The 23143-nt window shown below is 64.6% G+C and carries 24 protein-coding genes and 1 pseudogene; 22 read left to right on the forward strand and 3 right to left on the reverse strand.

Going from position 1 to position 23143, the window contains the following annotated elements:
- The first annotated feature begins 41 nt into the window (after positions 1-41).
- The 6 genes from GC162_10405 to metF all read left to right on the forward strand — a co-directional run bounded on the left by GC162_10405 (position 42) and on the right by metF (position 5213).
- On the forward strand, positions 42-443 hold the full coding sequence (locus tag GC162_10405) for a hypothetical protein (protein MBI1369051.1): 402 nt from the start codon (positions 42-44) through the stop codon (positions 441-443).
- On the forward strand, positions 440-811 hold the full coding sequence (locus GC162_10410) for a hypothetical protein (GenBank protein MBI1369052.1): 372 nt from the start codon (positions 440-442) through the stop codon (positions 809-811). Before GC162_10405 ends, GC162_10410 begins: the two co-directional genes overlap by 4 nt.
- Complete coding sequence (locus tag GC162_10415; GenBank protein MBI1369053.1) at positions 808-2328, forward strand: hypothetical protein; 1521 nt, start codon at positions 808-810, stop codon at positions 2326-2328. Before GC162_10410 ends, GC162_10415 begins: the two co-directional genes overlap by 4 nt.
- A complete protein-coding gene (locus tag GC162_10420) occupies positions 2325-2831 on the forward strand; it encodes a hypothetical protein (protein ID MBI1369054.1) in 507 nt (168 codons plus the stop codon). The genes GC162_10415 and GC162_10420 overlap by 4 nt, the downstream gene beginning before the upstream one ends.
- The gene (locus GC162_10425; GenBank protein ID MBI1369055.1) at positions 2828-3982 is read left to right on the forward strand and encodes a hypothetical protein; all 1155 of its coding nucleotides are present in this window, start codon (positions 2828-2830) and stop codon (positions 3980-3982) included. Before GC162_10420 ends, GC162_10425 begins: the two co-directional genes overlap by 4 nt.
- A 322-nt stretch (positions 3983-4304) precedes the next feature.
- The gene (gene metF / locus GC162_10430) at positions 4305-5213 is read left to right on the forward strand and encodes a methylenetetrahydrofolate reductase [NAD(P)H] (protein MBI1369056.1); all 909 of its coding nucleotides are present in this window, start codon (positions 4305-4307) and stop codon (positions 5211-5213) included.
- Positions 5214-5244: 31 nt separating this feature from the next.
- Here the strand turns inward: metF and GC162_10435 are convergent, their stop codons facing one another.
- Positions 5245-5469, reverse strand: coding sequence for a hypothetical protein (locus tag GC162_10435; GenBank protein ID MBI1369057.1), 225 nt, complete (start codon positions 5467-5469; stop codon positions 5245-5247).
- A gap of 237 nt (positions 5470-5706) precedes the next feature.
- Here GC162_10435 and GC162_10440 point away from each other — a divergent pair, with 237 nt between their 5' ends.
- Positions 5707-9804 carry a DnaJ domain-containing protein gene (locus tag GC162_10440; GenBank protein ID MBI1369058.1) on the forward strand — a complete coding sequence of 1366 codons (4098 nt, stop codon included), beginning with the start codon at positions 5707-5709 and terminating at the stop codon, positions 9802-9804.
- 108 nt (positions 9805-9912) lie between these two features.
- Here GC162_10440 and GC162_10445 read toward each other — a convergent pair whose 3' ends face one another.
- Together GC162_10445 and GC162_10450 are read right to left on the reverse strand one after the other, a co-directional pair.
- Complete coding sequence (locus tag GC162_10445) at positions 9913-11025, reverse strand: exo-alpha-sialidase (protein ID MBI1369059.1); 1113 nt, start codon at positions 11023-11025, stop codon at positions 9913-9915.
- Positions 11026-11028: 3 nt separating this feature from the next.
- Positions 11029-11298: a MoaD/ThiS family protein gene (locus GC162_10450; protein ID MBI1369060.1), complete on the reverse strand. Its 270-nt coding sequence runs from the start codon at positions 11296-11298 to the stop codon at positions 11029-11031.
- Between the two features lie 246 nt (positions 11299-11544).
- Here GC162_10450 and pduL point away from each other — a divergent pair, with 246 nt between their 5' ends.
- The 15 genes and pseudogenes from pduL to GC162_10525 all read left to right on the forward strand — a co-directional run bounded on the left by pduL (position 11545) and on the right by GC162_10525 (position 23108).
- Entirely contained in the window at positions 11545-12237 is a 693-nt protein-coding gene (pduL, locus tag GC162_10455) for a phosphate propanoyltransferase (protein ID MBI1369061.1), read from the forward strand.
- A gap of 79 nt (positions 12238-12316) precedes the next feature.
- Complete coding sequence (locus GC162_10460; GenBank protein ID MBI1369062.1) at positions 12317-12607, forward strand: BMC domain-containing protein; 291 nt, start codon at positions 12317-12319, stop codon at positions 12605-12607.
- 36 nt (positions 12608-12643) lie between these two features.
- On the forward strand, positions 12644-12904 hold the full coding sequence (locus tag GC162_10465; protein ID MBI1369063.1) for a BMC domain-containing protein: 261 nt from the start codon (positions 12644-12646) through the stop codon (positions 12902-12904).
- Between the two features lie 74 nt (positions 12905-12978).
- Positions 12979-14172, forward strand: a complete 1194-nt coding sequence (locus GC162_10470) for an acetate/propionate family kinase (protein MBI1369064.1) — start codon at positions 12979-12981, stop codon at positions 14170-14172.
- A gap of 30 nt (positions 14173-14202) precedes the next feature.
- On the forward strand, positions 14203-14466 hold the full coding sequence (locus GC162_10475) for a BMC domain-containing protein (GenBank protein ID MBI1369065.1): 264 nt from the start codon (positions 14203-14205) through the stop codon (positions 14464-14466).
- Between the two features lie 95 nt (positions 14467-14561).
- Positions 14562-14879, forward strand: a complete 318-nt coding sequence (locus GC162_10480; GenBank protein ID MBI1369066.1) for an ethanolamine utilization protein EutN — start codon at positions 14562-14564, stop codon at positions 14877-14879.
- Between the two features lie 21 nt (positions 14880-14900).
- Positions 14901-16325 (forward strand): aldehyde dehydrogenase family protein, encoded by a 1425-nt coding sequence (locus GC162_10485; GenBank protein MBI1369067.1) that lies wholly within the window; start codon positions 14901-14903, stop codon positions 16323-16325.
- Positions 16326-16347: 22 nt separating this feature from the next.
- Positions 16348-16629: an ethanolamine utilization protein EutN gene (locus GC162_10490; protein MBI1369068.1), complete on the forward strand. Its 282-nt coding sequence runs from the start codon at positions 16348-16350 to the stop codon at positions 16627-16629.
- 1 nt (position 16630) lies between these two features.
- Positions 16631-17470: a hypothetical protein gene (locus GC162_10495; GenBank protein ID MBI1369069.1), complete on the forward strand. Its 840-nt coding sequence runs from the start codon at positions 16631-16633 to the stop codon at positions 17468-17470.
- Positions 17461-17757 (forward strand): carbon dioxide concentrating mechanism protein CcmL, encoded by a 297-nt coding sequence (locus GC162_10500; GenBank protein MBI1369070.1) that lies wholly within the window; start codon positions 17461-17463, stop codon positions 17755-17757. Before GC162_10495 ends, GC162_10500 begins: the two co-directional genes overlap by 10 nt.
- A 14-nt stretch (positions 17758-17771) precedes the next feature.
- Positions 17772-18635 (forward strand): class II aldolase/adducin family protein, encoded by an 864-nt coding sequence (locus GC162_10505; GenBank protein MBI1369071.1) that lies wholly within the window; start codon positions 17772-17774, stop codon positions 18633-18635.
- A 41-nt stretch (positions 18636-18676) separates the two neighbouring features.
- Positions 18677-20368: a hypothetical protein gene (locus tag GC162_10510; protein ID MBI1369072.1), complete on the forward strand. Its 1692-nt coding sequence runs from the start codon at positions 18677-18679 to the stop codon at positions 20366-20368.
- Positions 20368-21312, forward strand: a pseudogene (locus GC162_10515) (hypothetical protein). Before GC162_10510 ends, GC162_10515 begins: the two are co-directional and overlap by 1 nt.
- 148 nt (positions 21313-21460) lie before the next feature.
- Entirely contained in the window at positions 21461-22210 is a 750-nt protein-coding gene (locus GC162_10520) for a DeoR family transcriptional regulator (GenBank protein MBI1369073.1), read from the forward strand.
- A 25-nt stretch (positions 22211-22235) separates the two neighbouring features.
- The gene (locus tag GC162_10525; protein MBI1369074.1) at positions 22236-23108 is read left to right on the forward strand and encodes an acyltransferase; all 873 of its coding nucleotides are present in this window, start codon (positions 22236-22238) and stop codon (positions 23106-23108) included.
- Positions 23109-23143: the final 35 nt, after the last annotated feature.

Consider the following 23143-nt stretch of genomic DNA (forward strand, 5'->3'; position numbering starts at 1 on the left):
GTCAGACATACGGCCGGCATCGGCCAGAAATGAGCAGGGTCATGGATTATCAGAAACTCCACACGCAGCTTCACGCGACATATGAGGCGGCGCCGGCGTTGACGGCGGAGCAGGTGGAGGCGGCCTGGCTGACGCTGTCGGCGCGCACGCAGAAGGTGACGGTTGCGAAGCGGCTACAGGTGGATGATCTGCTTTCGCTGCTGTCGCAGGAATCGCTGGCGAAGATTTCGGATGTCGTGTTGTCGGACGTCGGCCGGGCGGTGCGGGAGGGCGATGCGGACTCGATCGCGGGGTGGGTGAAGGTCGGCGTGGCGAAGGGTTGGATCACGCTGGGGGAGGCGCAGGCGATCGCGGCGGCGGCGGGAGCGACGGAGGAAGTCGACGAGCTGGAGTTCGCGGGTTTGACGGTTGAGGACATCAATTACGCTTGGAGCATGGCATGAATATCACAGCGGTGAAAACCGCCCGCGCCTTGCAGGCGTCGGCGAGCAATTCGGCAGGCGGGACGACGACGGGCTCGGCGTTCGATCTGCGGACGGCGCTTGGGCTGGGCATCACGGCGAAGGTGACGAATGGGGCGACCGGACCGACGGTCGGCTGCACATTCAAGGTGGAGGTGTCGAATGACAACTCGGCCTGGAAAACCTTTTGCAGCTATCTGGCGGACACGGGCAACGCGGCGGTGACGGAGTTCATTGCCACGATCGGGCCGGAGTGGATGTATGTCCGCACGGTGTTCAGCGGGAACACGGGGCAGGCGGTGACGGTTGAGGCGACCGGCCATGAGCTGACGAATCTGGCGACGGCATGACGTTTTACGCTGGACAGCCCGCATCGCTCGAGCTTGACACTCGCCATCCGTTGGCGTTTGGCCTCGATGGCTATTTTTTGCCGGGGCGGACGCTGGCGAATCTGGCGAAGGCGAACATCTCCGGATCGCCGACGGCGGCGACGCTGGGCGGGTCGGCGACGAAGGCGGTGACGACGACGGGCAAGATGTTGACGACGGGCGCGACGATGTCGCTGACGATGAACGCGCAGACGCCGATCGCCAATCTGCCGGGGTGGACGGTGGCAGTGCAGTTTCTGGATATGTCGAATCGCACGATCTGGTCGGCGTGGAACAGCGGCGGTTTTGCGAACATGACGCTGGTGCCGGTGGATGCGGGTGCGCTGAAGTTCAATCGTCGCAATGATGCCGGGTTTGATATGACGGCCGCGACGAGCACGGCGACGGTGGTGGGATCGAGGCACACGGTCGTGGTCGCGGTGCGGGGCACGACGGGGGAGATTTGGATTGATGGTGTGCTCGACACGAGTTTCACGTATGACCCGACGGCGATCACGACCAATGTTTTCGCCTTCGGGGCGAACGTCGGGGGAACGATTTTCCGCGGCGATTTCATCTATTGCGCTCGCTGGCGGGTGGGGTTGTCGCAGAATATGATCCGACAGCTTTTCGCTGATCCGTTCGCGATGTTCCGGTCGCGGAATCGGGTGATTGGATTTCTGACGAGCGAGCCGCCGCCGGCGGCGAACCTGGTGCGGGCGGCGGTGGTGGCGGGGTATCCGGCGGCGATCGGTCATGTGGGGGAGGTTGCTGGTGATGAGCTGATCAATCCCGCGGCTCTGATGGCGGGCCTGCGCGAGGGATGGACGCTGGCGGAATCGCTGGCGATCGCCACGCCGAAGATGAACACGAATGTGCGGATGATTGGTGATCCGATCGCTCGCGTTCTCATGCCTCGTCAGGGCTACAACATCTACGCTCGGCCGACGGACACGGCGGAGGACGAACTGATCGCCGTTGCTCCGGCCGGCGTGAACTCGATCGACCTGACCGACTTCGCCGCTGGCTCGACGCAACTTGTGAGCGTGCGGTCCGTCAATCGTTGCGGCGTCGAAGACGACGACGCGGCGCCGGTCCGCCAGGTCAGCTTCGATGACGACGGTAATTTGATCCTGCCGGCACCGAACACGGTCATCGAGCTGCGGCTGAAGGTCGCTGCCGGCGGCGAGGTCACCGCCGTCTGGCTGTATCGTGAGAACGGCCAGTCCGTCGCGCCGGATCGCTTCAACGTCTACATCACGACGGGCGATGACGCGTTCGATTTCGGCACAGTCGATGCTGCGGTTAGCTATTCGCCTTCGCGGCAGTTCAGCCAGGCGATCGGCACTTACGCGCATGGCACGCGCGTGCGCGTAGCTGTGGAGAGCGTCTCGGCCGACGGCATTGCTCAGGTGGCGAAGCGCATCGCCTCGATCGTCGTCGACGCGTCGGCGCCCGATCAGCCGACGGGCCTGGCTGTGGAGGTCACACGCGAATGATCCAGCCAGGCGTAGAGCGTCATCAGATCAGCGTCGCCGATCGTGCGCGGCAGCAGGCGGAGCTGCGGTCGATCGAGCTTCGCGATGGCATCCCTGAGCCGGGCGGCGCGGGCGCCCCCGTGAAATGGTTCGCCGTGCTGTCCTTTGAAGGCGATCATCTGGTGTGCAATGAGTGGGATTGGGCAACTCAGACGCCGATTGGCGACCTTGTGAAGATCGCCATGCCGCCGCTGCTGCGCGCGAGCGATTACGATCACAAGACGATCGACGGCGTGACGTACGCTGCCAACCCCACGGGGCGCAACGCCACCGACGGCGTCCGAAATGAGCAGCAGGTCATTGAGCCTCCCTACGTGCGAGCGGGCGAGGATGAAATCTACACGCTGATTCTCGCAATGGAGATTAGCACGACTGGCGTCACGCTGGTCGGCGACGAGCTGGTGACCTGGCAGGACATGAACATCGACGGTCGCTGCTGGAAACAAAAGCGGGGTGGCATATGACGATGACGAATCGCGAGCTCGTCTCTCGACTCGGCGCCGGCACGGCCTCGCTCCTGCTCGCGGGCGGGTACCTCCAGCCCTGCCTGTATTGTTTCGATCCGACGACACGGCTGCTGTTATGGGAGGGCGAGACGCACAAGGCGTCGACGTTCGCGCTCGCCACGGATGGCACATCGGTCTACGTCGCTGGCGAGCCCGGCACGGCCGGCGACGCTGTGAAGCGCAGCACGCCCGCATCACTTTTTAAGTTCAATGGAGCGGGCGGCGATCTGATCTGGTCGAGCGATCCCGGTCGCATCTTCTCGATGGCATGCTCTGGCGGTCAGCTCTATGCATCCATCCAGGGGCCAGGGCCTGGCGTCACCTATCGCATGGTGAAGATCTCCGGGACAACCGGACAGGTCCTGCGCGATTACGTCGGGACCGACATGCAGCCCTATCCGGCGCCGTCGGGGCAGAAGGGCGTGAATGCCGGCGACGTCATTGCGGCGCCGAATGGTGATCTGATTCTCACCGGATTCGGGGGGCCGGTCCTGCGCGACGGCGGCCTTCTCGATGTATTTGGGGTCGGCCGCTATACCGCCAATGGCCACTTGGTATGGGGCGCCTTCGATGCCCTCCCGGCGACGTCTTCGCGGTTCGGGACCGACGGCTCGATTTACTCGCCTGGCAGCACGAGCGAGATCGCCACGGTCGCTGTGGTCGACCCGAGCTCTGGCGATGTGATCGATCGCGCCAATGCGCACACATTCATCTCGTCGTTTATGCAGCCGCCGATCTGGGCGGCGGAGGCGAGCGGTCGTGTGATCGTTCAGTTCGCCGAGACCGGCGGCGCCATGCAGAGCGACGGCGTGGGGAGTGGACCTTACAACGTGGCCGCCGTGTCCCGCATCGATTTCGACTCGGCCTTGCCGCTCTGGCGCCATGCCGATGCGGGCCTCGTCGCTCGGGACTTCCTCGTCATTGGCAACGAGGTGATTTGCGCGGGCCATGACGCCGCAGCGGAGGGGATCGTCTTCGCGATCTCACGATTCACCGGGGCCGTGCTCTGGACCTTCAAGCCGGTCGGGTTCGCGCCCGGCAGCTTTGAACGCATTTTGAAAGTGGGGACCAACGTGGTGGTCGCGGGCTACCGGGGCACCATGTACTGACCGTTTGAACGACCTTCGATGGGTCTTTGACAACCGAATAAACACCCCTCTGCTGGCGGCTGAATCGGTCCAGTTTGTGCTCGGATCGGATCAGCCAGCCCTATCACGCCAGCAGCCCGGCCATCGCCGGGCGGGGCAGGAAATCAGGCGTCAGGGCTGGGACGCTTGTTTTCGTGCGCCGATCGCGAATCCCATTTAGCGCCCCAAAATCCCATTTTGATCGCGCCGCTACACCCCGCCCGGATGAAAATCGCCCTCATTTGCCGGGACGGACGACGGGTGCTATCATCTATTCATCCGGATATATGGATGGAGCGATTTCATGCAGCGTCGGTTTCCAGAGATTTTCGAGCAGGCGGGGGCGACGTTTTCCTTCGAGTTTTTCCCGCCCAAGACGCCCGAGGCCCAGGGCCGGCTCCACCAGCAGGTGGCGGAACTGAAGACCCTGAGCCCGTCGTTTGTGACATGCACCTACGGGGCGGGCGGATCGACGCGGCAGCAGACCGGCGACATCGTGGCTAAGCTCGGCAAGGAACTGGCGGTGCCGACGGCGGCGCACCTGACCTGCGTCGGGCACTCGTGCGACCAGCTTGTCGAAGTGCTCGAGGGCTATCGGAAGATGGGCATCGCCAACATCGTCGCCTTGCGCGGCGACGCCCCGGCGGACCAGTCGACCTTCACGCCGCATCCGGAGGGGCTGCGTTATGCCGGTGAACTGGTGGGCTTGATCCGCAAGCGGTTCGGCGACGCGTTCGGCATTGCCGTGGCCGGTTACCCGGAGGGGCACACGGACACGCGCTGCAAGCTGACGGACCTCGATCATTTGAAGCGGAAGGTGGACGCGGGGGCGGACGTGGTGGTGACGCAGTTGTTTTTCGACAACCGCGACTTTTACGATTTTGTGGAGCGCTGCCAGATCGTCGGCATCCGCGTGCCGGTCGTGGCGGGGATCATGCCCATCGTCTCGCGCTCGGGCATCATGCGCATGGCGGGTCTGTGCGGGGCGCGCCTGCCGGCGAAGCTGCTGCGGCGGCTCGTGGCGGCGACGGATGATGAGCAGGTGGCGAAGATCGGCATCGACTGGGCGACCCAGCAGTGCCGCGACCTGCTCGACCATCAGGTGCGCGGGATTCATTTTTACACGCTCAACCGCTCGAGCGCGACCATCGAAATCTACCGCCGGCTCGGCGCCAGAGATTCGCAGGCGCTGGCGCACATGGCGCGCGGTTAACCGCATCGCCGCTGAACTTCAATTCACGACATCACTCCGCGGCGGACAAACCCGGCGGGGGGTCGGTGGGCACGTCGGCGATCTGGGTCGGTTGAGGCGTGGGCGTGAGGCACAATGGTTCGGTGCGCATGGAGCGCATGTACGGCGACCCGGTGATCAGGCCCCAGAGGAGGATGATGACCAGCAGCACGGCCCACTCGCCGGCGGTGGTCACATGGGTCGGTTCAGGTCCGAAACGACGGGGGGTTTGGCTCATGGGGCACGCTCGCATTCCGCGTCGCCTTTCACCTTCAGACTTATCGGCGCGGGACCGGGCGCCGGTTGCATCAAAAGTCCGAATATTTCCGGACCGGACCGGCCGGGTCAATCGCCGGCGACTTTCAGTGGCCCGTCGCGAACACCGATAAGGTCTATACGTTACAATGCTCTGTGAAGATCGGCCGGGGACATTTGAGAGGCGCGGGCCACCGCATCTGCGGAAAAATGCGTACACATGGGAAGCGATTATTACCAGATACTGGGCCTGACCCCCGCGGCTGACGACGACCTGATCGACAAGGCCTACCGCCTGCTGGCGCGCCGGTATCACCCCGATCAGCGCCCCGATCAGAACGATGTGCTGCGCTTTCGGCAGATTCAGGAAGCGTACGAGGTACTCAGTTCGCCGCGCCTCAAGATGCAGTACGACCAGGGCCGACTCGAGCTCGGCCCGGCCGCGCGCGCCGGGGCGGGGATCGACGTGTATCAGATGCTCCGCCTGCGTTTCGATCAGGCGGCGCGCGGCGGGCGCGTGACGATCACGCGCATGGGCCCGCGCGGCGAGGCGCGTCAGCTCGACGTCAACGTGCCCCGGGCGGTCGAAGATGGGGCGCGCCTGCGCCTGCGCGGACAAGGTGGCGCGTCGTCGCCCAGCGGGCCGCACGGCGACCTGCTCATCGTCGTCTCCGTCGAGCCGCACCGTGTGTTCCGACGCGACGGGCTGGACCTGCATGTCGACGTCGATGTGCCGGTCGACGTGGCGATGCTCGGCGGACGCGTGTCGGCTCCGACGCTTGACGGCGAAGTCGATGTGGAAATTCCGCCGGGCACGACCGGCGGCGAGAAGCTGCGCGTTCGCGCGGCCGGACTCAAGAATAACGACAACCAGTTCGGCGACCTCTACGCCGTGGTGCGCGTCCGAATCCCCAAGACCGTCAGCCAGCGGGCGCAGCAGATGGCCGCCGACGCCCCCGTCGAAGCGCCGTCGGCGCCCCCGGCGTCGACGGACGACGAGCCGGCCCTTCGCCTCGCGCCCGAGGAAACCGAAGATGACCTGGCCCAGCGGCAGGCGCGGCTCGATCGCATGGCCGGTCGTCTTGACGTGCGGCACCGCCGACTCGCCGGATTCCGGGCCGCCCTGCGCCGCCGGCTCAATCGTCTCGAAGTCGAGTCGCACAGTTCCGGTCAGCAGCGCGAAGTGCTCGCCCAGCATGCCATGCTCGTCATGGTCGATCAGGACAATCAGCGCCGCACCTTTCCGCTGGCCAAGCCCGTCACCGTGATCGGTCGGCGGGGATCGTGCGAACTATCCATCCCGCTCACCAGCATCTCGCGCGAGCACTGCCAGATCGACTTCCGCGACGGGCAATTCTTCGTGCGCGATCTGCAATCAAGCAACGGCGTCCTCGTCAACGATCAGCGCGTCAGCGAATCGCCCCTCAAGGCCGGCGACGTCATCCACATCGGCGCGGTGTACCTCGGGCTGACGCTCGGCGGGGAGCCGGCGCAGATGAAAGTCCCTCCGTCCACCGTGCCCGGTGATGCGGACCCCATCGTGTACTCGGCGGCGGCGGTGGCGGCGTATCACGAATTCGTCAATCACCGAAAAAATCAGGACCAGATGCAGGCCCAGGCGCAGCGGCTCGCCGATGGCGAAGCCGCGCTTGCCGAGCAGCGGCGAGAAGTCGACGAGGCGGCGGCGCAGCTTCAGCGCGATCGGCAGCGGGTGGACGAAGAGCGCGCCGCGCTGGCGCGTCAGTCCGATGCGGCGGGTCAGCAGATGCAGCAGGTTGCACAGCGCCGCGCGGAAGTCGATCAGGCGGCGGCGGCGCTCGATGCGCAGCGGTCAAAGATCGAGCAGCAGCGGACCGAACTGGAGGACCGCACGCGCTCGCTCGCCGAGCAGCAGCGCCGTCACGAAACGCACAAGGCGGAGCTTGATGCCCTGCGTCTCTCGCTGCACGAACAGCGCGAAAAGGCCAGCGGGCAGGCGACGGACCTCGACGCCGACCGGACCGCCCTCGCCGAAGCGCGACGGGAGGTGGAGCGGCAGCAGGTCGACCTCGTCGCGCAGCGGCAGTCGCTGGACACGCGTGCGCAGGAACTGGATCAGCTTCAGCGCCGCCTCGATCAGCAGCAGCAGGATCATGCCCGTCACGTCGATGACCTTTCGCAGCAGCGCCGCGCGGCGGACGAACACAAGGCGCGCACGGACGCCGCCGCGGCGGCGCTGGCGGCGACCAGCGCGGCGCTCGAAGCGGAACGCACTTCGCTTCATCAGCAGCGCGACCAGCAGGCCGCGCGACAGGCGCAACTCGACCACAGGGCGGCGGAGCTGGAGGAGTCGCACCGCAAGGTCGAAGCCGAGCGTGCCCAGTGCCGGACCGATCGGCAGGCGGTCGAGTCGGACCGCATCGCCCTTGAGACGCGCCACGCCGACATTCAGGAGCGTCTGGCCCTGCTCGAGCATCAGCAGCGCGAGGCATCGAAGGCGCAGCAGCACGCGGATCGTCAGCTTGAAACCGCGCAGCGGCGCAGCGAAGAGCTTGAGCATCGCGCGGCCGAACTGAATCAGCGCCAGGCGCAGCTCGACGGCCGGGCGTCGGACATGGAGCGGCGTCTCAAGGAAGTCGAAGCGGCCGAAGCGCGCGTCAACGAAGCGGCGCAGGTCAAGGCCGTCGCCGATGCTCAGTCCGCCGCGCTGGCCGACGAGCGCGCGAAGCTCGAAGTGCAGCGGCGGGAGCTCGACGAGCGTGTCGCCAAGCTGGCTGCGGATGAGCAGACGCATCAGCAGGAGCAGATGGAGCTGATACGCCGCTCGAGCATTCTCGATCAGCGCGAGCAGCGGCTCACCAAACAGCTCAACGATCTGCCCGAGCATCTTCGCCGCCTCGGCGAGCAGCGGCTCGCCACCGAGTCGCTGCATCAACAGCTCATCGAGCGACAGGCCGAGCTCGACGCATTTCTCCAGCGCGTGCAGAAAAAGCAGGAGGAAGCGTCCGAGCAGCAGCGCCAGCTTGATGCGGCGCAGAAGCAGATGCGCGAAGCGGCGGCGGAACTCGAATCGCAGAAGAACCAGATCGCCGAGCAGCGCCGCATGATGGAGGCCCAGGCGGCCGAGCAGGTGCGGACGTTGGCGGAGCTGGCTCAAAAGCAGCGTATGCTCGACGAACAGCGTGCGGAGATCGAGCGGCTTCGTGCCGAGGCGGCCGCCGAGCCGGAGCCGGTCGAGGCGGTGAAGCTCGAGCCCGTTGCCCCGGTCCAAATCGAAGCGCCGCCTTCGCCCGCCCCGTCGCTGCTCGGTCCGCCGCCCGGTGCGGAGGAGACGATCCAAACGCCGAGCGAGGACGCGGTGGTGGAAACGACCGATTCCGCCGCCCCGCATTTCCAGCTTGTCCGCGCGGACAATCGGGCGCTGGTCGATCTTACGCCGCATCACATCCGCACCGCCGCCGGCTACATCGACCGCAAGGGCGCGTATCATCTGTTCGTCGATTACATCGATCAGAAGCTCAACACGGTCAATAGCTGGGGCGCGGAGATCCGCTACTACCGGTCCAAGAACGGCAAGGCATGGGACTGGGTGCAGACGGCGATCGAGCGCGGGCCGGCGGGTGAAAACGCCGCCGACGGCTACGGCGCCGCGAGCCCGGCGATCGTGCAGGCCAATCATCGACTGCTCATGTTCTACGCCGGCCGCGGCGATCTGGAGCCGGGCGCTTCGCCGAACATCCTCGCGCGTCCGGGCAGCCCCGGTTATCTGCCGAGCCGCATCATGCTCGCCGTCGCGCACACCGACAGCGTCGGCTCGCCCGTCGGTACGTTCGCCAAGCGCGGCGTCGTCGTCGACCTGAACGAATCATGGGGCAACCTCCGCCTCGACTACCCCGCCGCGGCGATCGAGGATGACACCGTCCACTTGTTTTACACCGCCTACGACGACGCCCGCAGTCTCGATCATCGCGTGCTCGGATATGCCACGGCGAATCTCAAGGACCTGAACTTCACCGTGCGCCCGACGCCGATTCTTGAAGTGCGCGGCGGCGGCGAGATGCCGCGCATCGTTCGACACGCCGGTCAATGGCACCTGTTCTATCAGCATTACTCGCATGTCGATGGGGCGCGCTGGCGCCACTACGTCGCCAACACGCTCCCGCACTTTGAACTCCTCGACTCCAACTTCTTCGACGGCGTGCACGGCGAGTCGAACCCGATCATGTTCTGGACCGACCTGACCAGCCGCCTGCCCGACGAACCGACCGCCCTGATCACCAGCGCCGCCGGCGCCAACTGGCGACTGTTCCCCTACGCGCTGCGCCCGGCGCATGTGTGAGGTCGGGGAATTGAAAAATGAAAATTGACCATTTCCAATTGCAAATTGATGCGGAGCGCCCGATCAATTTGCATTTTGCAATTTGCAATGGCCAATTTTCAATTCCCCTTATTCCGCGAAGCGCACCGCATGCACCGGCGGCAGATGATTCGACACGCATTGCCAGCTTTCGCCGGCGTTGTCGCTGAGGTAGAGCGAGCCGGTCGTCGTGCCCATCGCCAGCGTGCGGCCGTCGGGGGCGACTTCCAGGCAATGACGATACGCGATGTCATACGCATGCTGCTGCGGCAGGCCGGTCGTGAGAATGTCGAACGTGCGCCCGCCGTCGCGCGTGCGGCTCACGACGAGTTTGCCATCGACCGGGATGCGCTTCTCATCCTTGATCGCGGGGACGAACCATGCGGTGTCCGGATCCTGCGGATGCACCGCCACGGCGAACCCGAACGCGGCCGGCTTGGCGTTGAATGTGACTTCCTGCCATGAAGCGCTGTTGTCGGTCGAACGGAAGATGCCGTTGTGATGCTGGACCCAGAAGTGATCGGGTTTCGCCGCACACTGCACGAGGCGATGCGCATCCTGCGTGTTGGGGTCCTGCGCCTGATCGGGCGGCGTGTATTCGTTGCGCATCCCGTCCGCCCGACAGGCCCATGTGGCCCCGCCGTCTTCGGACACCCACACGCCCCCGCAGCTCACGCCGAGCGTGATGCGCTTCGGCGTCGCGGCATTGAGACAGATCGAATGAATGCCCGGATAGTCATATCCGCCGCCGAACCATTTTTTGCGTTCGGGTTTGTTCCATAGGGAATCGACGAGGGACCATGTTGAGCCGTCGTCGGTACTGGTGAACAGTCCGCCGGGGATGGTGCCGCACCAGAGTTTGCCATCCGGCCCGGCTTCGAGCGCCCAGATGAGCTGCACGGACCAGGGGATCACGATCCCGCGCATCGGGCACAGCGTGTCCGGTTCGTTTTCCGGTTTGGGCGGGAAGGCCGGGGCGGCGATCAGCTCCCATGTTCGGCCGCCGTCGGTCGAGCGGTGCATCTTGACGCCGAAGTGTCCGTGGTTGAGCCCGGCGAAGATGGTCTTGTTGCGGGGGAGAACCATCGAGACGTTGTCGCCGAGGAAGGCGGTCTGCGTGATGGACCATGTGCGGGCGCTTCCGGGGGTGGGGGTGATGGTGAAGAGGCCTTTGCGCGTGGCGACATGGAGGGAGTGACTCATGGTTCAACCGCCTGAAAGGGATTGGAGGATGTCGATTTCGTCATCATCGCCGCACGGGTCGCACTGGGTCAATCGGTCGCTGATGCGCTGGCCGTTGAGGAAGATGGCCATGTGCTGCCGGACCGCGCCCTGATCATCGAGGATGTAGGTGCGGAGCGTGGGGTGCTGTTGAAAAAGCGATTCGAGCGCCGCGGCGACGGTCTGGCCGGGGGCGCGGCACTCCGGGGGCGCCCCGTGCCGACGGAGATTGGCTGTCAAGCGCACCAGCGGCATGTCGGCCATCGTATCCGCGGCCGCAAACTCATGCAATGGCGATTATTACGTCAATCGACGCGGGAGTGCCTCCGGGGTGGCACTGGGCGAAAATGATCAATTGGCGGCGAGTTTTGGATTTGAATCGCGCAATAATTGCCATATTGCTGGCGTTTTGTGGATAATCACGTGGCGGAATATGATTGACTTTGATCGTTTTGGATGGTAATCTACCTCCGACTCCTTCACTCAGGCCCGAGGTACGCGATGATTGCAGGGACACAGAACATGACCCGCTCGCAGGTCGAGCAGTTGGTGCGGCAGGTTTTGCGGGGGCAGCTTCAACAGGCCCAGACCACGTTCAAGCCGACCAATCACAACGGCGGGCCCAATCCGCTCGTCGTCAACGTCTCCGCCCGCCACGCCCACGTCACGCAGGCGGATCTCGAAGTGCTCTTCGGTCCGGGCGCGAAGCTGACGAAGCTCAAGGACCTCTACCAGGAAGGCGAGTTCGCGTCGGAACAGGTGGTCAACGTCATCGGGCCACGCAATCGGATGATTCCGGGCGTGCGCATCCTCGGCCCGACGCGCAACTACACGCAGCTCGAGCTTTCGTACACCGATGGCATCTTCATGGGCATCGACCTGCCCCTGCGCATCAGCGGCAACCACGAAGGCACGCCCGGGTGCATTCTCGTCGGCCCCGCCGGCGCGGTCACGCTCAAGCAGGGCGTCATCCGCGCCGAGCGCCATGTGCACATGAGTCCCGCTGACCTCGCCCACTTCTCCGTCAAGGACGGCGACTACATGAAGCTGAAGATCGACGGGCCCTGCGGCCTGCTCTTTGACCGGGTCAAAGTCCGCGAGCATCCCAAGGTCCGTCTCGAAGTGCACATCGACACCGATGAGGGCAACGCCTGCGATCTGTCGACCGCGACGCGCATGGAACTGATCAAGTAAACGAACACGCATGAAGCCCACGCTTTGAAAGCGTGGGTTTCGATTGGATCGAACCACACTCTTTTTCTGGAGCCAAGCAATGGCGAGTCAAGCGCTGGGAATGGTCGAGACCAAGGGTCTCGTGGCGCTGCTGGAGGCATCGGATGCGATGCTCAAGGCGGCGAATGTGCAGATGATCGGCTGGGACAAGGTCGGCAGCGGTTTCGTCACCGGTTTCGTCACCGGCGACGTCGCGGCCGTCAAAGCGGCCGTTGACGCCGGCGCCGACGCGGCCGGCCGCATCGGACAAGTTGTCAGCGTGCATGTCATCCCCCGCCCGCACGATGAACTGACGCAGCTCATGCCCAAGACCAAGAAGGCATCGAAGTAAAACCCCAACCAGAAACCAGAAACCAGGAACTCCCCCATGAACGCTCTCGGCATGATTGAAACGCGCGGGCAGACGCCGCTGGTGGAAGCCACCGACGCCATGCTCAAGGCCGCCAACGTCCAACTCGTCCGCCAGATCGCCATCGGCGGCGCCTACCTGACCGTCATCGTGCAGGGCGACGTCGGCTCGGTGAAGGCCGCGGTCGCCGCCGGCGCCGAAGCCGCCGCCAAAGTCGGCGAACTCGTCGCCTCGCACGTGATGCCCCGCCCCAGCGAAGGTCTGCTCGATTCGTTCTGAAAAAGGTGTCAGCGGTCAGGTGTCAGCCGTCAGCTTCCCGCTGATCGCTGAAAGCTGATGGCTGTAAGCTTCCGATGATCACCCTCGTCGCCAACCTCGGCTCCACCAGCTTCAAGTACAAGCTCTTCGATATGTCATCGAACGAGCGCGTGCTTGCCATCGGCGCGGCCGATCGGATCGGACAGGCGTCCAGCGCCTGGTCGATCGAAGCGGGCGGCGACAGGCAATCGGGCGAAGCGGCGCTATCCGATCATGGCGCGGCGATCGAACTGCACCTGGCGAAACTCGCCGATGCCGGCGTCATCGCTTCGATCGACGCTGTTGAGGCGATCGGGTTCAAGGCCGTGCACGGCGGGCCGATCAGCGGGGCGGTCGTCGTCGATGATCATGTGCTCGCCACCATGCAGCAGTTCGCCGACGTCGCGCCCGCTCACAACCCGCCGTACATCGCAGCCATGAAAGCGTTCGCCGTCAAACTTCCGGGCGTCCCGCAGGTCGCGGCGTTCGAGACGGCGTTTCATCAGACGAACGCGCCCGCTCGCACCACGTACGCCGTCCCCTACGAATGGACGAGCAAGCTGGGCGTGCGGCGGTACGGATTTCACGGCGCGTCGCATCGCTACATCGCCACGCGCATGAGCGAACTGGCGCCGGCCGTCAAGACGCTCATCAACTGCCACCTCGGCGGGTCGTCGAGCATCTGCGCGGTGCGCGAGGGCAAGAGCATGGCGACGAGCATGGGCCTCACGCCGCAGACGGGGTTGCCGCAGTCGGGGCGCGTCGGCGACATCGACATCTTCGCGCTGCTCAAGCTCAAGTCCGCCGGCCTGGATGCGGATCAGGTGCTCAATGCCCTCGGCAAACAGGGCGGCCTGCTGGGCATCAGCGGCGTCAGCGCCGACCTGCGCGACATCAAGGCCGCGGCGGCCAAGGGCAACACGCAGGCGCAGCTCGCCATTGACGTGTTCGTGCAGTCCATCCGTGACTACCTCGGCGCCTACATGGTGCTGCTCGGCGGCGCCGACGCGATCACCTTCACCGGCGGCATCGGCCAGCACAACCCCGACCTCCGCGCCGCCGTGTGCGCGAATCTCGAATGGACCGGCGTGAAGCTGGACGCAAAGAAAAACGAAGCGGCGAAGGGCAGCGAGGAATCGCGCCTCGACGCCGCCGGCAGCCGCGTGCAGATCTGGGCGCTGCCGACCAATGAAGAACTCATCGTGGCGCGCCAGACCGTCGACACGCTGGCGCATGCAACCAGAAACTAGAAACCAGAAACTCTTTTTCGGAGCCACACCATGGCACAGGAAGCATTGGGCATGATCGAAACGAAGGGTCTTGTCGCCGGGATCGAAGCGGCGGATGCGGCCCTCAAAGCGGCGAACGTCAAGTACGCCGGCTCGGCGAAAGTCGGCAGCGGGATGTTCGCGGTGAGCTTCACCGGCGACGTCGCCGCCGTGAAGGCCGCCATCGACGCCGCCGCCGAAGCCGCCGGCCGCATCGGCGAAGTCGTCAGCGTCAACGTCATCGCCCGTCCGCACGAAGACGTCGCCAAGCTCTGAGAACGGAAGGTGTCAGCGATCGGCTTTCAGCGGTCAGCTCTTTCATGCTGACGCCTGACGGCTGAAACCTGACAACTTCGGCCGGAGGCCGACCCATGTTCCTCGCGAAAGTTCAAGGACAGATCGTCGCATCGCAGAAAGACGCGGCGCTCAATGGCATGCGGCTCGTCATCGTCGAACCGCTCAAGGTCGACTACCCCGCCGAGGGGGGCGGCTCGTTCAGTGCGACCGGCCGCGCGATCGTCGCCATCGACCGCATCGGCGCCGGCGAGGGACAGCTTGTGATGATCGTGCAGGGCTCCAGCGCCCGCATGGCCGACGGTTGCAACAAGATGCCCGTCGACGCCGTCGTCGTCGGCCTCGTCAACGAAGCGATGGTCAAAGGCAAAAAGATCGACCTGAGCAATATGTAAACACGCGGCTCGATCGGCCGCATGGGAATCAGCGACATGGACCAGGCGACACTCGTCGAAGCAGTAGTCAAGCAAGTGATGGCCCAGCTCGGCAAATCCGGCGCGGCCTCATCGCCCAAAACCGCCGCCGGCGCATTCGGCATCTACAGCGATGTGAACGCCGCCGTCGAAGCGGCGACGCGCTCGCATCGCCAGCTCGTCGCCGCCGATCTTCAGACGCGGCGCGACATCTGCACGATGCTCCGCGAGATTCCCAAGAAGAACGCCGCCGAGTGGGGCCGCATCGAGCTGGAGGAAACGAAAGTCGGCCGGCTCGATCACAAGATCGCCAAGCTCGAACTGCTCGTGAAAATCCCCGGCGTCGAGTATCTGCAAACGATCGCGCACAGCGGCGATCAGGGCGTCAGTCTCGATGAATTCGCCCCGTGGGGCGTCATCGGCTGCGTCACGCCCGTGACCCATTCGATCCCGACGCTGACCGCCAACGCCATCAACATGATCGCCGCCGGAAATTCGATGGTCGTCAACGCCCATCCATCGGGCTACAAGTGCGCCGCCATGGCCGTGCAGACCTACAACCGCGCGATCGCCGACCGCTTCGGCATCAGCGATCTGATCTGCGTGATCGATCCGCCGACGCTCCGCAGCGCCGAAGAAATCTTCCAGCACCCGGACATTCCGATGCTCGTCGTGACGGGCGGACCGGCGGTGGCGCGGGCGGCGATGAAACAGGCCAAGCGCGCGATCGTCGCTGGGCCGGGCAATCCGCCGGTCGTCATCGACGAAACCGCCGACCTGGACAACGCGGCCAAGTCGATCATCGCCGGCGGCGGGTTCGACAACAATCTGCTGTGCATCGGCGAAAAGGAAGTCTTCGTCGTCAATAGCGTGTTCGACGCCGTGATGGACGCCATGTCGCGCAACGGCGCGGTGCGGCTCAACAACGGGCAGGTCGATCGGCTCACCAAGGCGGCGTTCGCATGGAAGGATGATCACTACGCGGTGCAGAAGGAACTCGTCGGCAAGGGCTGCGCGGAACTCGCCGCTGCGGCGGGGACAAGCTGCGGCAAGAACGTGGACCTGCTCTACGGCGAGACGGACGAGAGCAATCCGTTCGTGCCGGAGGAGCAGATGATGCCCTTCGTGCCGTTCGTGCGCGTCCGCGATGTCGACGAGGCGATTCGTCTGGCGGTCAAGCACGAGCACGGGTTCGGCCACACCGCGATCATTCACTCCAACAATCTCGCGAACATCACGAAGATGGGCCGCGCATGCAACACGACGATCTTCGTCGTCAACGGCCCGTGCACCGCCGGCCTGGGCCTCGGCGGCGAGGGCTACCCCAGCTTCTCCATCGCCACGCCGACCGGCGAAGGCATCACCAATCCGCTGACCTTCACACGCTTCCGTCGCGCCGCGATCAGCGGGTCGCTGCGTGTGATTTGAACAGCTCGCAACACGGATCATCATGCAGCTTGCTCTCGTCAAAGGCCGCGCGACCAGCACCGTCAAGCACGCTTCGCTTGACGGCAAGAAGCTGCTCATCGTGCTCCAGCTCGACGCGGCGGGAAAACCCGGCGGCGATCCGCTGCTGGTCATCGATGCGATGGGCGCCGGCGTGGGCGAAGTCGTCCTCATCAGCTCCGACGGCAAAGGCGTCCGCGAACGCATCAAGGACAACACCACCCCCGTCCGCTGGTTCACCATCGGACTCGTCGACGGCGGCGAAACACTTGTGAAGAGTCATTGACGTGGCCAACGATCCGACAGCGCTGATTGCCAGGATCACCGAGCAGGTGCTCGCCGCGATGCGCGCTGAATCGGGTACGCTCGCTTCGCCCGCGCCGATCCATCCGCCCGTCGGCACCTGCACCGGCGACTACTCGAAGTTCAAGGACCCGGCCGCGAAGTCGAACGTCGGCGAGCCGCGACAGGACACCATCGCCCCCGGAAGTTCATCGTCATCGCGCCTGCCGGCGCTGCGCGGTTTCGTGACCGCCAACCGTCTCGCCGCCGCGGCCGCATCGGGCGCCGTGATCCGTCTCGCGTCATGTGCGAAGCTGACGCCCGCCGCGACGGACTACGCCAAGGAAAAGAAGCTTACGTTCGAGCGTGCGACAGCCGGTAGTTCGGCCGGGAAATCGACGGGCGGCGTGACCCGCACCTCAGACAAATGGGCATGGTGGATCGACGGCCGCAATGATGGCGTCGATCATGTCGCAGCGCAGCTTCGTTCATCGCTGACCCCGCTCGCCGCGCGTCGCCAGCCGACCGGTCTGATCGAAGCGATCGCGTCGATGGCGAAGTTCATCACGAGCGGCAAAGCGGCCGGCGGCGTACTCTTCGTCGAGTCCGCCGCCGCGGCGACGTGCCTGGCCAATCGCTGCCCGGTGCTGCGGGCGGTCGTCGCCATGTCGCCCGCGGCGGTCGATGATGCGATCGCGCAGGTGGCGGCGAACGTGCTGATCATCGAATACAACTGGCACGGCCCGGCGGCGATGCGGGCGCTCGTCGAGCGTTTCATCGCGCAGCCCCGCCCCGACCTCGGCGCGATCGCGCGGCGGATGCAGGAGGCGGCGTCATGCGTCTAGCTTGGGTCATGGGCAATCTGACGCTCAGTCAGCGCGATGCGCAGCTTCGTGCCGGCAGCTATCTGATCTGCGAAGCCGTCGACGCCGCGGGGCTTGACGATCTTTCGCACTTCAAGCCGCGCAAAAGTCCGATGCCCGAATCGCTCATCGTCTACGACCGCTACGGGGCCGGCGTCGGCTCCCTGATCGCCTTCACCGAAGGCGGCGAAGCGGCCAGTCCGTTCTACCCCGACGACGTCCCGTGTGATGCCTACTGCGCGGCGATCATCGACCGCGTCACCGTATAAACAGGAGCTTTCCCATGGCCGAACAGATCTACAAAATCAAGCAGCAAATGTGCGAGATCGGACAGCGCATCTGGCAGCGCGGCTACTGCGCCGGCAACGAAGGCAATCACTCGGTGCGCATCGACGCCAATCGCGTGCTCACCACGCCGACCGGCATCTCCAAGGGCATGCTCACGCCCGAAATGATCTGCCTCGTCGACATGGAAGGCAAGCAGATCGACACGAACAACAAGTACAAGCGCACCAGCGAAGTGCTCGTGCACCTGGCGATCTACAAGAAACGCCCCGATGTGAAGGCCGTCATTCACTCGCATCCGCCGCATGCCACCGCCTTCGCCATCGCGCAGATTCCGCTGCCCGAAGGTATTCACCCCGAGGCCGAAGTGTTCCTCGGCCGCGTGCCGACGGCGCCGTACGCCACGCCCAGCAAGCAGGACCTGCCCGACTCCATCATCCCGCTCATCGGCGCGCAGACGAACACCGTCCTGATGGGCAACCACGGCTCCGTGAGCTTCTCGCATTCGCTCATGGACACCTACTACAAACTCGAAATCCTCGATGCCTACTGCCGCATCCTCATCCTGACCAAACAGCTTGGTCACGCCAATGTGCTCAACCCGCAGCAGATGACCGAACTGCTCGAAGTCAAAAAGAAGTTCGGCCTGCCCGACGATCGCCTCAAGTGCAGCCCCGCCGGTTGCGTCGGCGAAGCGGCCCAGCCGTTCCTCGCGACGTTCGAGGCGCGCCCCGCCACGGCCGTGTGCCACTGCGACGGCGGCAAGGTCGAAGCGTCCAGCACCACCAGCACGCTCACCGATGCGGCCTTCGAAGCCATGGTGCAGACCATCACCGACCAGATCATGACCAGCGCCCACTGAAACGCCCCCGTTTAGCGACGCCGCTTGCGGCGTGTTTTTCCATGACCCGACGCACGCTCCTCATCCTCGCGCTTCTCCTCGCGTGCATCACCAATGCCCGCGCCGCCGCCCCGCGCGAACTGTGGGTCTACGCCCCGTGCAACTTCCAGGTCGACGCCTCCGTCGATAAACTCATCGCGCTCCTGAAGCGGGCCAAGTCCGCCGGGTACTCCGCCGCGGTCATCACCGACTTCAAATTCGGCCGCATCGATGATCGACCCGCCAACTATTACACGAATCTGACCCGCACGCGCGACGCCGCCCGAAACCTCGGCATCGAACTCATCCCCTGCGTCATGCCCATCGGCTACTCCGCCTCGATTCTCATCAATAACCCCAACCTCGCCGAGGGCATCCCCGTCCGCGACTGTGACTTCGTCGTGCATGACGGCAAGGCGACTGTCGCCGATCGCGCGAATCTGCTCCCGGGCGGAAACTTCGAAAAGCCCGGCAAAAACGCCCCCGCCGGGTGGGACTGGATCGACGGGTTCGGCGTCTCCACGTCGCTCGACACAAGCGTCAAACACGCCGGCGCGTCCTCGTTGAAGATGACCAACTTCGGCAAAGGCAACGAGTCGGGCAACTGCCGCGTCGTGAAGAAGCTCGCCCTCAAACCGTGGCATCAGTATCACCTTTCGGTATGGATCAAAACCCAGAACGTGTCGAACCCGGGTGAAATTCACGCCATGATTCTCGCCGACAACCGCGCCCTCAATTTCGCCAACCTCGGCGTGAAGGCGACGCAGGACTGGACGAAGCACGACATCGTCTTCAACAGTCTCGATCACGCCGAGGCGAATCTGTATCTGGGCCTCTGGGACGGAGGCAAAGACCCCGGCACGATCTGGCTCGACGAGGCAAGCTGCACGCTCGCCGGCGCGATCAACCTGGTCCGCCGCGACGGCTGCCCGGTGCGCGTGACCAATGCGGACGGGTCGGTCGTGTACGAGGAAGGGCGCGACTTTGAGAAGTGGGTGAACGAGAAAACCGGGAATGATCCCTATCCGGGGTCGTTTCATGTCATGACCCCCGAGCCGCCGATGGTCATGTCGGCGAGCGGCCGCATCCACGACGGCGATCACCTGAAGGTGTCGTACTTTCATACCGTGACGATTTACGACGAGCAGGTCAGCTCGTGCCTCGTCGCGCCGGAGTTGTTTCAGCACATGCAGCGGCAGATCGAACTGGTGCACAAGTATCTTTCGCCCAAGCGGTATTTCATGGAGCACGATGAGCTGCGCGTCGCCGGCTGGTGCGACCTGTGCACCGCCGATCACAAAACCGCCGGTCAGCTTCTCGCCGAAAATGTCAGGCATTGCACGCAGATCATCAAGTCGGTCGATCCTGATGCGGGCATCATCGTCTGGTCCGACATGTTCGACCCGAACCACAATGCGGTCGACAAGTATTACCTGGTCAGCTCGACGCTCGCCGGTTCGTGGGAAGGGCTCGACCCGTCCGTGATGATCGCCAACTGGAACGGCGGAAAAGCGGCCAAATCCCTCGCATTTTTCGCCAATCGCGGGCATCATCAGGTCATCGCCGGTTACTACGACGATGGCAACGTCGAAGCGAGCGCGAAGCGCTGGCTCGACGCGGCCGGGCCGATCGCGAACGTCGATGCGATCATGTACACCACCTGGCGCAATGACTACGCCAACCTGGAGCGCTTCGCCAAGGCGGTGGCGCCATGATGCAAAAGTCGCTCGACGTGAAGATCGCCCGCATTCTCGCGGACCCGAGCTGCAAGGACTTCATCCTCGCCGACGCGAAGGACGCCGACATGGCGGCGGGGCTGAACGCCACGGGCTTCAACCCCGGCGCCACCAAGCCGCGCTCGCTCGCCGAGTATCGACAGATGATGCGCGACATCGTCGCGCAGGGGCTCGTCGACATCATGCTCATGTCCGCCTCGACCAGCGAAGTATTGACGCTCGACGAGCGGCTGTTCGATCATTCGCACATCACACCCGCCATCCGCGCCAATGACACGACCGACATCTGGCTCGCCGGCTGCGAAGGCCAGTACGCCGCGCAGCCCGCGCGGCCTTTCCGCTCCGCCTCGCTCAAGCATGTCACCGCCGCCGGCCGGGGCGTGAACCTCGGCCTCTACTCCATCACGTTCAACAACGACCGCGACCATGACCTCGAAGCGCTCCAGGCGTACAAGGCCTTCCGCGACGAAGCCGAACCGCTCGGATTCCGCCATTTTCTTGAGCTTTTCGACCCGAACAAGCCGCAGGGCCCCATCGAAAACGTCGGCCGATTCCTCAATGATCACATCGCCCGCACGCTCGCCGGCGTGACGCGCGCCCAGCGCCCCGTCTTCCTCAAAATCCCGTATCACGGTCCCGCGGCGATGGAAGCCCTCGCGTCCTACGACCGCACGCTCATCCCCGGCATCCTCGGCGGATCGTCCGGCACGACGTTCGACGCCTTCTTCCAATTATGGGAAGCCCGCAAGTACGGCGCCCGCGTCGCGCTCTACGGGCGAAAGATCAACAACTCCGAACATCAACTGACCTTCATCACGTATCTCCGCGCCATCGCGGATGGAAACATCAATGATCCCGCCGAGGCGGTGCGGGCCTATCACAATGATCTGGCGAAGCTGAACATCACGCCGTACCGCAAACTCGACGATGATCTGCAAAAGTCCGACACGGCCAGCGCGTACGGCGCGACCTCCACAAGGCGGGGGGACTTAAGTCCCCCCGCCTCGACCACCCCCATGTCCCTCGCCCGCCAGCGCGAACGCCTCGATCGACTCTACGGACGCTGAACCGATGCTGATTCTCGAAAGACAGCAGCGATTGCTCGACATCCTGCGGGAGCAGGGCGCGGCCGACCTGGACTCGCTCGCGTCCCGTCTCGACGTCTCGGCGTCGACCGTCCGCCGCGATCTGGATGCGCTGGAGCAGCAGGGCGTACTGGAGCGCACGCACGGCGGGGCGGTGTTCAAGGGTCAGCGCCGCCATCCGCTCGCCTTCGATGAACGCATGGGCCAACAGGTCGAAGCGAAGAAGGCGATCGGAAAGTATGCCGCGTCGCTGGTGGAGCCGAACATGACCCTGCTGCTGGACGGCGGATCGACGATCTATTACGCAGCGCAGCAGATCACCGCGCGGCCGCTTCAGGTCGTGACCAACTCGCTGACGATCGCGGGCCTGTTCGCCAATGATGAACAGGTCGAACTCCTCATGACCGGCGGGGCGCTGTATCCGCGCACCGGCGTCCTCGTCGGCCCGATCGCCACGGGCTGCATGGAGAACCTGCACGCCGATTTGCTCATGTTCAGCGGCGCCGGACTTTTCGACGATGTGGCGTACAACCTCAACATCGATCAGGCGGAGATCGAACGGGTCATGATCCGTCAGGCCGCCCGCGCGGTGATGCTGATGGACGCCAGTAAGTTCGGCCGAAAGTCCCTGGCGAAAATATGCAGCGTCGACGACATCGAGGCGATCGTCACGGACGCGGGAATCTCCGACCGCTGGCGCAAATCGCTCGGCGAGCGCCTCGTCGTTGCTTCGTAGCCGCTTGCGGCTTAGCATTGCTCCCATGACCAATCGCACCCTCCGCATCGCGCTCCTTCAGCACGCCTCCTCGCAGGACAAGGCGACGAACATCGAGACCGTCCGCGCCATGGCCCGAGAGGCGAAGGAAGCGGGGGCGTCGCTCGTCATCACGCAGGAACTCTTTGCCGGGCCGTATTTCTGTCAGGTGGAGGATGAATCCCTGTTCGCCCTCGCCGAGCCGATCCCCGGGCCGACTTCGCAAAAGCTCTGCGATACCGCGAAGGAATTGAACATCCATCTCAGCGCGTCATTGTTCGAGCGCCGCGCCCCGGGCGTGTATCACAACACGTCGATCATGATCAGCCCCGACGGCGCGATCATCGACCGCTATCGCAAGATGCACATTCCCGATGACCCGCGCTTCTACGAAAAATATTACTTCACCCCCGGCGACCTCGGTTTCCGCGCGCAGAAACTTCCGCAGGTGACGACCGGCATGCTCGTGTGCTGGGACCAGTGGTACCCCGAAGCGGCGCGGCTCACCGCGCTGCGCGGGGCGGAACTGCTCCTGTATCCGACCGCCATCGGCTGGTACCACGGCGAGACCGACGAAGACCGGGCCGCCCAGCGACAGGCATGGATCACCATGCAGCGCTCGCACGCCATCGCCAATGGCGTCTTCGTCGCCGCGTGCAACCGCATCGGGATCGAAAACGACCTGCGCTTCTGGGGCACGAGCTTCGTCGCCGACCCCTCCGGGACCATCATCGCCGAAGCCCCCGAAAATGAACCGGCCGTCCTACTCGCCGACCTGGACCTCGCACGCATCGAACCCCAGCGCCGCGGCTGGCCTTTCCTTCGCGACCGCCGCATCGATGCGTATGACCAGTTGACGAGGCGCCTGATCGATGAATGATTTTCAGCACGGAGACACGAAGGCACGGAGACATG

Source organism: Planctomycetota bacterium, assembly GCA_016125255.1.
GTDB lineage: Bacteria > Planctomycetota > Phycisphaerae > Phycisphaerales > Zrk34 > RI-421.